The 12,957-nt window shown below is 70.8% G+C and carries 12 protein-coding genes and 2 tRNA genes; 10 read left to right on the plus strand and 4 right to left on the minus strand.

Annotation, left to right across the window (positions count from 1 at the left end):
- Positions 1 to 64: 64 nt before the first annotated feature.
- From ACFWCH_RS13315 to ACFWCH_RS13335, 5 genes are all read left to right on the plus strand, one after another.
- On the plus strand, positions 65 to 844 hold the full coding sequence (locus tag ACFWCH_RS13315; RefSeq protein ID WP_136034913.1) for a fumarylacetoacetate hydrolase family protein: 780 nt from the start codon (positions 65 to 67) through the stop codon (positions 842 to 844).
- Positions 841 to 2,100 (plus strand): MFS transporter, encoded by a 1,260-nt coding sequence (locus ACFWCH_RS13320; RefSeq protein WP_136034911.1) that lies wholly within the window; start codon positions 841 to 843, stop codon positions 2,098 to 2,100. The genes ACFWCH_RS13315 and ACFWCH_RS13320 overlap by 4 nt, the downstream gene beginning before the upstream one ends.
- 92 nt (positions 2,101 to 2,192) lie before the next feature.
- Complete coding sequence (locus ACFWCH_RS13325) at positions 2,193 to 2,750, plus strand: hypothetical protein (RefSeq protein WP_136034909.1); 558 nt, start codon at positions 2,193 to 2,195, stop codon at positions 2,748 to 2,750.
- 47 nt (positions 2,751 to 2,797) lie between these two features.
- Positions 2,798 to 4,303, plus strand: coding sequence for a glutamate--tRNA ligase (gene gltX, locus ACFWCH_RS13330; RefSeq protein ID WP_136034907.1), 1,506 nt, complete (start codon positions 2,798 to 2,800; stop codon positions 4,301 to 4,303).
- Positions 4,304 to 4,402: 99 nt separating this feature from the next.
- Positions 4,403 to 4,474 (plus strand) — tRNA-Gln (locus ACFWCH_RS13335).
- A gap of 74 nt (positions 4,475 to 4,548) precedes the next feature.
- Here the strand turns inward: ACFWCH_RS13335 and ACFWCH_RS13340 are convergent.
- The gene (locus ACFWCH_RS13340; RefSeq protein WP_136034905.1) at positions 4,549 to 4,908 is read right to left on the minus strand and encodes a hypothetical protein; all 360 of its coding nucleotides are present in this window, start codon (positions 4,906 to 4,908) and stop codon (positions 4,549 to 4,551) included.
- 114 nt (positions 4,909 to 5,022) lie between these two features.
- Positions 5,023 to 5,862, minus strand: a complete 840-nt coding sequence (locus ACFWCH_RS13345) for a hypothetical protein (RefSeq protein ID WP_136034903.1) — start codon at positions 5,860 to 5,862, stop codon at positions 5,023 to 5,025.
- Positions 5,863 to 5,947: 85 nt separating this feature from the next.
- Between ACFWCH_RS13345 and ACFWCH_RS13350 the strand changes: the two genes are divergently transcribed.
- The 4 genes from ACFWCH_RS13350 to pepN all read left to right on the plus strand — a co-directional run bounded on the left by ACFWCH_RS13350 (position 5,948) and on the right by pepN (position 11,539).
- Positions 5,948 to 7,219: an MFS transporter gene (locus ACFWCH_RS13350; RefSeq protein ID WP_240744679.1), complete on the plus strand. Its 1,272-nt coding sequence runs from the start codon at positions 5,948 to 5,950 to the stop codon at positions 7,217 to 7,219.
- Between the two features lie 10 nt (positions 7,220 to 7,229).
- A complete protein-coding gene (locus ACFWCH_RS13355) occupies positions 7,230 to 7,736 on the plus strand; it encodes a hypothetical protein (protein ID WP_136034899.1) in 507 nt (168 codons plus the stop codon).
- 78 nt (positions 7,737 to 7,814) lie between these two features.
- Entirely contained in the window at positions 7,815 to 8,849 is a 1,035-nt protein-coding gene (locus ACFWCH_RS13360; protein ID WP_136034897.1) for a DNA topoisomerase IB, read from the plus strand.
- Between the two features lie 206 nt (positions 8,850 to 9,055).
- Positions 9,056 to 11,539 (plus strand): aminopeptidase N, encoded by a 2,484-nt coding sequence (gene pepN / locus ACFWCH_RS13365; protein WP_378803653.1) that lies wholly within the window; start codon positions 9,056 to 9,058, stop codon positions 11,537 to 11,539.
- On the opposite strand, the gene ACFWCH_RS13370 is transcribed toward pepN, so the two are convergent.
- Complete coding sequence (locus ACFWCH_RS13370; protein WP_378803862.1) at positions 11,536 to 12,006, minus strand: GNAT family N-acetyltransferase; 471 nt, start codon at positions 12,004 to 12,006, stop codon at positions 11,536 to 11,538. The two genes, pepN and ACFWCH_RS13370, sit on opposite strands and share 4 nt — an antisense overlap.
- A 68-nt stretch (positions 12,007 to 12,074) precedes the next feature.
- The gene (locus ACFWCH_RS13375) at positions 12,075 to 12,713 is read right to left on the minus strand and encodes an MBL fold metallo-hydrolase (protein ID WP_378803654.1); all 639 of its coding nucleotides are present in this window, start codon (positions 12,711 to 12,713) and stop codon (positions 12,075 to 12,077) included.
- Between the two features lie 152 nt (positions 12,714 to 12,865).
- Between ACFWCH_RS13375 and ACFWCH_RS13380 the strand changes: the two genes are divergently transcribed.
- Positions 12,866 to 12,938: transfer RNA gene (locus ACFWCH_RS13380), tRNA-Glu, on the plus strand.
- Positions 12,939 to 12,957 lie beyond the last annotated feature (19 nt).

Raw genomic sequence — 12,957 nt, forward strand, 5'->3', positions numbered from 1 at the left:
CACCTCCGAAGACCCCGCGCCGGCTCGCCCGGTCCGGGGTCTTCGTCGTCGCTAGGCTGGACGCATGAAGATCGCCCGGTTCAGCCACGACGACGCCATCATGTACGGGATCATCGACGAGCGCGAGCTCGTGGTGCTGGCCGGGGACCCGATGTTCGCCGGGTACGAGACCACCGGCGACCGGGTGCCGCTCGCCGAGGCGAAGCTCCTCGCCCCCGTGATCCCGCGCTCCAAGGTCGTGTGCGTCGGCAAGAACTACCACGACCACGCCGCCGAGATGGGTGGGGTCGCGCCCGAGGAGCCGCTGCTGTTCCTCAAGCCGAACACGGCCGTCATCGGCCCGGACGACGCGATCGTGCGTCCCACCGCCCTGTCCGAGCGCACCGAGTACGAGGGTGAGCTGGTGGTCGTGATCGGCAAGATCGCCAAGAACGTCACGGCGGAGAACGCCCTCGACTACGTGCTCGGCTACACGATCGGCAACGACGTCACCGCGCGCGATCTGCAGCGCAAGGACGGACAGTGGTCCCGGGCGAAGGGCTTCGACACCTTCTGCCCGCTCGGCCCCGTGATCGAGACCGACTTCGACGCGTCGACGGCGACCATCGAGACCAGGGTCAACGGCGAGGTGCGGCAGCACGCGCCGCTCACCGACATGATCCACTCGGTGGCGGACATCATCGCGTACGCCTCGGCCGTGTTCACCCTTCTCCCCGGTGACGTGATCATGACGGGGACCCCGGCGGGTGTCGGCACGTTCACGGCGGGCGACGTCGTGGAGGTGGAGATCTCCGGCCTCGGCATCCTCCGCAACACCGCGCGCGACGCCGTTCCCGCGACATGACCTCCGGCGCCCTGACGGCGGCGCAGCAGACGGCGGTGCAGCGGCGCACCGTCCTCGTGCTGTCGCTCGGGCAGGTCCTCGGGGGCATCGCGTTCGGGGCGACCGTCTCGCTCGGTGCCCTGCTCGCGGCCGACATCTCCGGCAGCGACGCGCTCTCCGGGCTGGCGACCGCCTCCGTCACGCTCGGCGCGGCACTGTGCGCGATCCCGCTCGCTCGGCTGGCGGCACGGCTCGGTCGACGCCGCGCGCTCACGCTCGGCAACCTCTTCGCCCTGGTCGGCATCGCCGTGGTGATCCTCGCGGCCTCGGTCCAGGTGTTCCCGTTGCTCCTCGTCGGCATCCTGTTGATCGGTGCGGGCAACGCGGGCAATCTGCAGTCGCGGTTCGCCGCGACCGACCTCGCGGCCCCGCAGCACCGCGGCCGCGATCTGTCGATCGTGGTGTGGTCGACGACGATCGGCGGCGTCGCGGGACCGCTGCTGCTCGGCCCCGGCGAGGTCGTCGGCCACGCGATCGGGATGCCGCCGCAGACCGGGTCGTACGTGTTCTCGTTCGTGGCGCAGTGTGCCGCGCTCGTGCTGTACCTCGTGGCGCTGCGCCCGGATCCGCTCCTCGCGGCGCAGCGCCTCGCGACGCAGGCGGCCGCCGCCACCGGGACGACGGCGGTCGACCGTCCGCGGGTCGCGCGCTACGCCATCTTCGCCATCGCCGGTTCCCACGTGGTGATGGCGTCGGTCATGGCGATGACCCCGGTGCACCTGTCGCACATGGCGCACGGGGCACACGGCGCTGCGGCGACCCCGGCCGACGTCTCGGCCCTGGTGGGGATCACGATCGCGCTGCACGTGGGGGGCATGTACGCGCTGTCGCCCGTGTTCGGTGTGCTGGCCGACCGGTGGGGGCGGCTGCGCGTGGTGCTGCTGGGGCAGGTGCTCCTGGGCGGCGCGCTGGCGTTCGCGGTGTTCACGGGAACGGAGGCGTGGGGTGTGATGGTCGCGCTCATCCTGCTCGGCCTGGGCTGGAGCGCGGCGACCGTGGCGGGCGCCGCCCTGCTGACCGAAGCCTCGGCACCCGAGCTGCGCACGCGCCGCCAGGGTCGCAGCGACTCGCTCATGAGCCTCTCGGCCGCCGCCGGTTCCGTGCTCGCGGGCATCGTGCTGTCGAACTTCCAGTACGCGGGCCTCGGCATCGCCGCCTCCGTGCTCGTCCTCGCGATCGTGGTGCTCTCGCCGCTCGCGCGGACCACTGCGCGGTGACCGACGGCGGGGGAGCCGTCACACGGCGATCGCCCTGAGCGCCATCCGCTGAGCTCACGCGGAGGCGGTGTGTACTGCGCTACGGTCGAGCCATGTCCTCCCAGGCCGGACGAGTCGCCGCAGCTGCGCTCGTCGTCATCGTCGGCGCGCTCACCGGGTGTGCACCGAGCATCGGGACGCTGGTGAGGGACAGCCTCGCCGAGTCCGTGGAAGACGCGCAGGACTCGTTGTGGGAGTACCGCGACCAGATCGTCAGCGACCCGGAAGCGGCCGTCGCCGGACTCGGCTTCGTCCACGACGCGCGTGAGGGTGCCGAAGACGGATCCGGTCTGTACACCCTGGTGGCCCTCGACGACGCCGAGGACGCCGTGACCCTCACTCTCGTCGTGGGCGGCGGTGCGACGACCGGCGGCGGGCACTGGTATCAGCAGTCGAGCGCCGCGACGTGCGTCGACTTCGTCTTCCCGCAGGCCGCCGCCGAGATCCGTGCGGAGGACGGCGTGTGCGGAGACATCCCGGACGCGGACAGGTACGACGAGGTCGTCCCCTTCACCGAGCTCGACGTTCGGGAGTCGGTGACGGCGGCGGACTACCCGCCACCGATCTGCCAGTGCCACAGCGGAGGCGACTGCGACTGCCCGGGAGGCTGAGCGAGCGCCGCGGGCTGAGCCCCGCGCACCCGTAGAATCGAAAGGCTATGGCTACTCCTCACCCCCTCACCACGACCGCCAGCGGCGCCGACATCCGCGTCCGCTTCTGCCCCTCTCCGACGGGGCTGCCGCACGTCGGCATGGTCCGCACGGCTCTGTACAACTGGGCGTACGCGCGCCACAACGGCGGGAAGATGGTGTTCCGCATCGAGGACACCGACGCCGCGCGGGACAGCGAGGAGAGCTTCCGTCAGCTGGTCGACGCGCTCACCTGGCTTGAGATCGACTGGGACGAGGGCGTCGAGGTGGGCGGTCCCCACGCACCGTACCGCCAGTCCGAGCGGCACGACATCTATCGCGGAGTGATCGACAAGCTGCTCGCGACGGGCGCGCTCTACGAGAGCTACTCGACGGCGGAGGAGATCGACGCCCGCAACGAGGCCAACGGTCGGGCGAAGCAGCTCGGCTACGACAACTTGGACCGCGACCTCACGGATGAGCAGAAGGCGGCGTTCCGCGCGGAGGGTCGCCAGCCGGCCCTGCGCCTGCGGGTGCCGGACGAGGACCTCACGTACGTCGACCTCATCCGCGGCGAGGTCACCTTCCCGGCCGGATCGTTCCCCGACTTCGTGGTCGTGCGTCCGAACGGCGTGCCGCTGTACACCTTCGTGAACCCGGTCGACGATGCGCTGATGGGCATCACCCACGTGCTGCGCGGCGAGGACCTCATGCCCTCCACCGCCCGTCAGCTGTCGCTCTATGCCGCGCTGATCGACGCCGGGGTGACGACGTTCGTCCCACGCTTCGCGCACATGCCGCTGGTGCTGGGGGAGACGGGCACGAAGAAGCTCTCCAAGCGCGACCCCCAGGCCGACCTCTTCCTGCACCGGGAGCGCGGCTTCATCCACGAGGGGCTGCTGAACTACCTGGCGCTGCTGGGCTGGTCGATCGGCCCCGACCGTGACGTGTTCTCGCTCGACGAGTTCATCGCCGCGTTCGACATCGAGAACGTGAACCCGAATCCGGCCCGCTTCGACCAGAAGAAGGCGGAGTCGATCAATGGCGACCACATCCGCATGCTCGACGTGAAGGACTTCGCCGAGCGCTCGGTGCCGTACCTCGCCGCGGCCGGCCTGTTCGACGAGCCGACCCACGAGCAGCTCGTGCTGGCCTTCCGCGCCGCGCCGCTCGTGCAGGAGCGGGTGCAGCTGCTGGGTGAGGTGCCGGGCATGCTCGGTTTCCTCTTCCGCGACGAGGTGTCATACGACGCGGACGCCCTCAAGGGTCTGCCGGCGAACGCCGCGGAGGTGCTCGAGGCCTGCGTCGCCGCGCTCGAGCCCGTGCAGGACTTCACCCCGGAGAAGGTCCAGGAGGCCCTGTCGACGGCGCTCGTGGACGAGCTCGGGCTCAAGCCCCGCGTGGCCTACGGGCCGCCGCGCGTCGCCATCACCGGGCGCCGCGTCTCGCCGCCGCTGTTCGAGTCGATGGAGCTGCTCGGCAAGGACGAGTCGCTGCGGCGACTGCGCGCCCTGGCCGCGTTCCTGGCCGACTGAGCCGCGACGCGCCCGAGCGGCGGCACACGCCGGTGGTTTTGGCGATCGGTCGCCGCTCGGGTAAGCTTGACTCTCGGTGCGAGGCTCTGGTTTCGCCCTTGGGGTATGGTGTAATTGGCAACACGGCTGATTCTGGTTCAGTTGTTCTTGGTTCGAGTCCAGGTACCCCAGCACTTCACAGAAGCCCGGAAATCCGCAGGAATGCGGCTCCGGGCTTCTGTCGTTCTCGGGCGAGGGCGGGCACGCTACGGGGTGTTCGCCGGCGGGCCCGTCCGCTCCGCGCGGAGCACCAGGGCGATGGTGGCGAACGCGATCGATGCGGCGACGGCGGGGAGATAGGTCAGGATGTCGGGCGTGACCGTCGAGGCGCCCCAGCACACCGCGGCGGCAAGTGCGGACACCAAAAAGGCGAGGATGTCGAGGGGACCGCGCTTCCTGACGAAGACGGCGGCCAGGAGCAGCGCCGCGGCGATCAGTGGTGCCCCGGTGGTCAGCACGGCGGCGACGCCGTGGTGGTTCGCCGCGTTCCAGACCGCGAAGTAGAGCTGCGCTCCGGCGAGGACGGAAGCCGCGACGCGGCGGGTTTCGCGATAGAAGGCGTGCATCAGTGCTCCTCAGTGACCCGGGAGCATGGGCCGCTCCCGACGGAGTGAGGGTACGTCAGATCTGTGGGGGTGTCCGCATATGAGGACGCCAACGCGACCGAACCGTGCTCCCCGCTACTCGCACTCCCCGAGGAAGCCCAGGTAGCAGACGGCCTCGTGGGTCACGGCGGGCTCGTAGTCGTCGTTGGATACCTGGCGGGTCGCGGTCTCCGGCGTGCGGGTGAGGTGTCCGAAGTCGCCCAGGGAGGCGACGTACGTGCCGTCGACATCCTCCGCGATCATCCGGTCGATCTCGGCGCGGTGCTGTGCGCACAGGTCGGCCGCGGTCGGCACCAGTTCCACGCCGGCGCACGCCCCCGCGTACTGGGCCTCCATCGCGGCGATGCAGTCGGTCCAGTCCTGGTCGACGTAGCACGGGCTCACCCCGTCGTCGGCGACGAGGTAGGCGCCGGTCTCGTACTCCTCGCTGTGGAAGGTCTCGGGCTTCTCCGGCACGTCGACCTTGGTCCAGTGGCGCGCCGTGACCACGGCGTAGACCGTGACGATCGCGGCGATGAGCAGCAGGGCGCCGACGATCGACAGCGCGATCCAGAGCCCCGCACGACTCTTGCGGCCGGTGCCGTCGGCGGGCGGGGCGTTCGGGTCGAGCGGCGGGGTGGCGAACGGAGCGGCGCCGGTCGCGTACGCCTCGGTGGTCGCGCCGTACGCCGCGGGGTACGCGGTCGGCGCGGACGTGGGGAGGTCATGGCCGCCCAGGGGCATCGTCGCGGCGACGGTCGCGGCGGGCGGCGTGGCCTGGCCGCTGACGGTGAGCCAGTAGTCGTACCAGCTGCGGCTCGCCTGGTCGTCGGCCTGCACGCGCTGGGCCTCGGCGGCGGTCAGCGGGAGGCCGAGGGCCTGCAGCCCCTCGTCGCTCAGCAGGGACGATCGGAACTCCTCGTATGACAGCGGCATGGTCGCAGAATATCGGTTCGGCGCCGGATCGGCAGGCCGCGCGGCCGATGTCGGAAGACCCTGGAACACTACCGAGGTGATCGGAATGAGCTCCTTCTGGAAAGCGCTGCCCACCGAAGGGCGCTGGCTGCTGTCCACCGTCGCCATCCAGACGCTCGGGCGGGGCATGACGTTGCCGTTCACGATCATCTACCTGCACGAGGTCCGCGGGTTCGACCTGGGGCTCTCGGGTGCGCTGATGAGCCTGATCGCCATCACCGGGCTCGTCGTGACCGGTCCGGGAGGCACGCTCATCGATCGCTTCGGTGCCCGCCGCGTGCTGATCACGGGGCTGCTGGCGATGATCGCGGGGTGCACGCTCTTGGCGTACGCGACGCACCCTGCCGTGGCCACCGTGGCCGTCGTGCTGATCGGCGTGAACTTCGGCGTCTCCTGGCCGGGGTTCAACGCCCTGATCGCCTCGGTGGTCGAGGGTGAGCTCCGCCAGCAGTACTTCGGCGTGAACTTCGCGCTGGTGAACCTGGGCATCGGCGTCGGCGGCATCGTCGGCGGCTTCTTCGTGAACGTCGACGATCCCGCGACCTTCACCACGATCTTCCTCATCGACGCGGCGACCAGTCTCATCCCGCTCGCGCTGCTCCTCGGGCCGCTGCGACGTGTGCGCACGCAGCCCGACCACGACCCGGCCGACGAGACGGCGGGTGGCTACCGCGAGATCGTGCGCCGGCCCGCGGTGCTGTGGCTGACGCTGCTCACCTTCCTCTCCGTCTTCATCGGCTACGGACAGCTGGAGGCCGGCTTCCCGGCGTTCGCGCGACAGGTGGCAGAGGTGTCGACACAGGTGGTCGGCGTCTCCTTCGCCGTGAACACCGCGGTGATCGTGCTGCTGCAGTTCGCGGTGCTCCGGCTGATCTCCGGCAAGCGTCGCACGCGGGTGATGCAGGTGATGGCGCTCATCTGGGCCCTGTCCTGGGTCGCGCTCGGAGCTGCGGGGCTGCTGCCCGACTCGCTCGCGGCCGCGATCGGGGTGATCGCGTTCATGGGGGTGTTCGCATTCGGGGAGACGATGCTGCAGCCGACGGTGCCCGCGATCTACAACGACCTCGCCACCGACCGCACCCGGGGCCGCTACAACGCGATCAACTCGGCGGCGTTCCAGGGTGGAGCGATCACCGGGCCGTTGGTGGCCGGTCTGCTGCTCGGCGCGGGGGCGCAGGGCTGGTTCATCGGCGTGATGGTGGCCGGAAGTCTGGCGGTGGGCGTGCTGGCTCTCGTGCTCGAGCGCGTGGTGCCTTCGGAGGCGAACGGCGTCCCCCTCCATCGAACGGAGGAGGTCGCGGGCGAGGCCGCGGTCTAGGCTCCGGAGCATGGCACTCGAATCGCTCTTCCTCCGCCTCGATCGGATCGCCGGCGGGCGGCAGGCCGGCGTCGCGATCAGCGAGGCCGGACGCACGCATCCGAAGACCGTGCGCGCCTTCACCTGGATTCTCTGGCTGCTGGTCGCGGAACTGGTGCTCGGGGTCGGCGCCGTCGTCGTCGCGCTGATCCTCGCCGTCGACGGCGAGAGGGTGCCGTTCGCCGTGTGGATGCGCACGCTCATCGTGCTGGCGATGACGGCGACCCTGTTCTACTTCGCCTGGCGGGCCCGTCGTGGTTGGCGCTGGGCCTACCAGCGCCTGCGCCTCTTCGCGCAAATCTTCCCGGTCATCACGCTCGTCATGGCCGCCATCCCCGGGCTGTACCCGGTGTGGATGGTGACCGAGCAGATCGTGTTCAGCCTCATCATGATCGGCATCGCCGACTTCCTCACCAGCGACCACATGCGATCCGTCTTCGCGAAGGATCCGCAAGCGGATAGCACCTCGGCCGGGTGACGCGCCACTCCCTTTTCGTCCGGTCGCACCCGAGGCAGGCTTCAGGGGACCGGAACGACGACGGCGGGAGGAGCAGGGATGGCGCGGCTGATCAGGGTGGTGCCGGGCGTCGACCCGGGGTTCCGTCGACAGCGGTCGGGTTCCGGGTTCCGCTACGTCGACCCGACCGGCGCACCGGCGCCCGAGGCCGACCGGGAGCGCATCAACGACCTGGTCATCCCGCCCGCGTGGCGCGACGTGTGGATCGCGGCCGACCCGCTCGCGCATATCCAGGCCGTCGGCATCGACCAGGCCGACCGCAAGCAGTACCTCTACCACCCGCTGTGGCGCGTCTCCCGCGACCGCCGGAAGTTCGTGCGCGCCCTCGATCTGGCCTCCGCGCTCCCGAGCGCGAGGGCGCAGGTGACCAGGGCGCTGCGCGAAGAGGGGCAGACCAAGGACAGGGCCCTCGCGATCGCGTTCCGACTGCTCGACGACGCGGCCCTGCGCATCGGATCCGAGCGGTACCTCGCGCGTCACGGCAGCCGTGGACTGACCACGCTGAGGCGCCGCGACGTGCGCCTCAGCGGCCGCGACGTCGCACTGTCGTTCCCCGCCAAGAGCGGTCGCACCGCCTCGATCGAGATCACCGACGAGGCCCTCGCGGAGGCGCTCACGGACTTCGCGGCGGGAGCCTCGAATGCGTTCCTGCTCGCGTACCGCAAGGGGAGGAGGCGTGTGAAGATCACCCCCGCGGAGGTGAACGCGTACCTCAAGGACGTGTTGGGGGCGAGCTTCACGGCGAAGGACTTCCGCACGCTGCACGGCACGATCATCGCCGCCGACGCCCTCGCCCGCATCGGGGCCCTCGACCGCAAGGGTCAGCGCGCTCAGGCCGAGCGGCTGGCCGTGCAGGCCGCCGCGACCGCGCTCGGGAACACGACCGCCGTCGCCCGCAACAGTTACATCGACCCGCGGGTGTTCCGGCAGTACGCTCGCGGACGCACCCTCGACCTCGACGTGACCCCCGAGACCGCGATCCGTCGCCTCCTCGGCGGTCCCGAGACCTCCCGCAAGATCAACCGGCGAGGGACGAGCAGAGGGCGGCGATCAGCAGCGGCACGAGCCGCGTGAGCACGGCCGCGACCACCGGCCAGCACTGCGCGCGCGTCTTGACGCCGCGTACCGCGGCCGGGACCCGGTCGCGCGGCGACGAGGCCGTCGCGTCGGCCCGGCAGGCCGCGTCCCGGGGGCTCTCCGCGGAACCGGGGGCATCGGCTCGTCCAGGTCTGAACCTCGCCGAGGCCGTGCGAACGGCTCCAGGATGCCAGGATGGAAGGATGGACACCGCCAACCTGACCCGCGAGGAGACCGCCGCGCGATCCGCGGCCGTCACCCTCCACCGCATCCGCGTCGAGCTCGACCTGACCGGAGCGCCGGAGCGGGCCCGCACCGGATTCCCCACCGCGACCACGCTGGAGTTCGACGCGACGACCGACGCGACCTGGCTCGACTTCATCGGCGAGGAGGTGCGCCGCGTCGAGGTGAACGGCGAGGAGCGCGAGGTCGACTACGACGGAGCACGGATCGCGATCACCGGTCTGGCACCGTCCAACGTGGTGCGGGTCGAGGCGGTCGGCGCTTACAGCCGCTCGGGGGAGGGGCTGCACCGCTTCCACGACCCCGCCGACGACCGCACCTACCTGTACACGCAGTACGAGCCGGCGGACGCCCGCCGCGTGATGGCGTGCTTCGAGCAGCCCGACCTCAAGGCCGAGTACACCTTCGTGGTCGATGCGCCGTCGGGGTGGGAAGTGCTGTCCAACCAGTCGCCCGCCCATGTGGACCTCGGCGTGGGCGTGCAGCGCGTGGAGTTCGCCCCTACGCTGCCGATCTCCAGCTACATCACCGCGGTGGCCGCGGGACCGTACACCCGCGTGGACGGGGAGTGGACGCGCGACGAGCAGCGCATCGCCCTCGGACTGTTCGTGCGACGCTCGCTGGCCGAGCACCTCGAGTCGGACGAGATCCTGGAGGTCACGCGGCAGGGGCTCGACTTCTTCACCGAGGCCTTCGCCTATCCGTACCCCTGGGGCAAGTACGACCAGCTCTTCGTACCCGAGTACAACCTCGGCGCGATGGAGAACCCCGGGCTGGTGACCTTCACCGAGTCCTACCTCTCGCGCGGTGCCGCCACCGACGCACAGCGGGCGGCCAGGGCCAACACGATCCTGCACGAGATGGCTCACATGTGGTTCGGCGACCTCGTGACCATGACCTGGTGGGACGACCTGTGGCTCAAGGAGTCGTTCGCCGACTACATGGGCTCGCACGCGTCCGCGGTGGCGACGCGCTTCCACGACGCCTGGGTCACGTTCGCGATGCGGCGCAAGTCGTGGGCCTATCAGCAGGATCAGCTGCCGACGACGCACCCGATCGTGGCCGACATCCCCGATCTCGAGGCGGCGAAGCTCAACTTCGACGGCATCACGTACGCCAAGGGTGCCTCGGTGCTGAAGCAGCTGGTCGCCTACGTCGGCGACGAGGCGTTCTTCGAGGGCGCGCGACGCTACTTCGCGGCGAACGCCTTCGGCAGCACCACGCTCGACGACTTCCTCGTGGTGCTGAGCGAGGCGTCCGGGCGCGACATGAGCGACTGGGCGGCGGCGTGGTTGCAGACCACCGGGGTCTCGACGCTGTGGATCGAGGCGGACGACGACGGCCGCCGCACCCTCGTGCAGAGCGGGACCCGTCCGCATCGCCTCCGCATCGGCTTCTACGACCGGGTCGACGGTCGGATCGTCCGCCGCGAGCAGCGGGAGCTCGACCTTCCCGGCGAGCGGGTCGAGCTCGACGTCCCCGAAGCGGACCTCGTGCTCCTGAACGACGACGACCTCACCTACGCGAAGGCGAGGATGGACGACCGCTCGCTGGCGACCGCGGAGGAGTCGCTCTCGGCCATCGAGGACCCCCTGGCGCGGGCGCTCGTGTGGTCGTCGCTGTGGAACGCGACCCGCGACGGTGAGCTCGATGCGGGACGCTTCCTGCGCATCGCCCGTGCTCACGCCCCGGCCGAGCCGAACGGCGGACTGTTGGGGGCGGCGATCCAGAACGCCGCGTTCACCGTGCGCCACTTCGTGGCCGACGAACGCCGGGTCGAGGAGCAGCGCGCCTGGACGGAGGCCGCCTGGTCGGCGCTGCAGGCCGCGGAGGCGGGAAGTGACGCGCAGCTGTCGTGGGCGCGCGCGCTGGCGACGGCCTCGGCGTTCGACGATGTGCACCACGCCGACCTGCGCGACATGCTCGACGGCCGGGGTCCGGACGGTCTCGTGATCGATCCCGACCTGCGGTGGCAGCTGCTGACCGCGCTCGTCACCACCGGACACGCCGACGGTGCCGACATCGCGGCGGAGGAGGAGCGGGACGACACCGGCGACGGACGCACGGCCGCCCGCCGTGCCCGCGCGTCGCGCCCGGAGGCGCCCGTGCGCGCCGCGGCCTGGGCGGCTGCCTGGGATGACCGCTCGCTGACGAACGACCACCTGGACGCCGAGATCGCCGGGTTCCGCGCGGGCGGCCGTCGCGACCTGATCTCCGATTTCGACGCGGAGTACTTCTCCCGCATCCGCGACGCGTGGAGCGAGCGGAGCATCGAGCTGGCGCAGCGCCTGGTGATCGGGCTGTTCCCGGCCGGTGACACGCTCGACCCCGTCGACGCGTGGCTCGACGCGAACGCGGACGCCCCGGCGGCGCTGCGTCGCCTCGTGGTGGAGCAGCGCGACCACCTGGCGCGGGATCTCCGGGTCCGCGCCGGCCAGGCCTAGATCGGCTCGACGGTCATCCCCATGACCGTGCGCACGATCCACGGGTGCGCACGGTCGTCGTCGATGTGGCGCATGCCGAGCTTCTCGGCGACCCGGCGGGACGCGGTGTTGTCGGGGTGGATGATCGCGGTCAGCAGCGTCGGCGCGAGCTCGCGCCCGACGAGCTCGACGCAGGCGCGTGCGGCCTCCGTGGCGTAGCCGCGCCCCTGGAGCTCCGCGCGCACGTGGTAGCCGACCTCGAGCACGGGCTGCCCGTTCGACGACTGCCACGTGAGACCGCAGTCGCCAACGAACGCGCCGTCGTGGGTCTCCAGGGTCCACAGGCCGTGCCCGTCCTGCGCGTAGCGCTCGCGCATGCGGGCGATCCACGCGGCGCTCTCGGCGCGGGTCTTCGGCGCGGGATAGTAGGTCATCACCGCGGGGTCGCCGAGGAGCGCGGCGAGGTCGTCGAGGTCGTCGTCGATCATCTCGCGGAACACGAGCCGCTCCGTGGGGCGGGGCAGGAGCCGTCGCGGGGCCGACCGCGGTGGGGTGCTCACAGGTCGAGCGTGTCGCCGGGGTCGAGCACGAAGAACTCGCCGCCGTTCTGTTCCGTCGCCCACTGCAGCCGCTGCCGGTGCATGTTCCTGCCGATCACGGACAGCGTCATGTCGTGCGTGCCGAACGCCCGGCGCGGCTTGACGGCGAGCACGTAGTCCATCGCCTCGCCGATCTTGAGCCACGGGCCGCCGAGCGGTGCGGCCAGGGTCTGCACGTCCACACCCTCGGGTACTGCGTACGAGTCGCCGGGGTAGTAGAGCTCGTCGTTCACGAGCACGCCGACGTTGTCGATGGTCGGGATCGAGGAGTGGATCACGGCGTGGGTGCCGCCGAAGAACCGCAGTGTGAACGGTCCGACCTCGATCGTGTCGCCGGGCGAGACCACCGCGATGTCGTATCCCTCTGCCGCCCGGGCGACCCCTTCCGGGCCGTAGACGGGGGTGCCGGGCGCGGCGCGGAGGATCCGGTCCAGCTGCTCCGGCGTCCAGTGGTCGGGGTGCTCGTGGGTGAGGACGACCCCCACGAGTCCGCTGAGGTCGTCGGGCGGCGTGGTGAAGGAGCCGGGATCGATCAGGAGGGTCTGACCGTTGAGGTCGAGACGGAGGGCGGCATGTTCGAACTTGGAGACGCGCATGACACGAGTCAACCGCTCCGTGGCGGTCGCGGCAATCACCGCGACGGCGCGCCACGCCCGGGAGTCGCGCGGACGCGGTGCCGATTTGGCGCGCAGAGAACGGCCGTGCCATACTTGAACGGTTGTCGCGGGACGGAAACGCTCCGCCAGACGGCCCCATCGTATAGCGGCCTAGTACGCCGCCCTCTCACGGCGGTAACGCGGGTTCGAATCCCGCTGGGGTCACACAACACGACGAAAGCCC

This window comes from Microbacterium sp. NPDC060132, assembly GCF_042729675.1.
Lineage (GTDB): Bacteria > Actinomycetota > Actinomycetes > Actinomycetales > Microbacteriaceae > Microbacterium > Microbacterium sufflavum.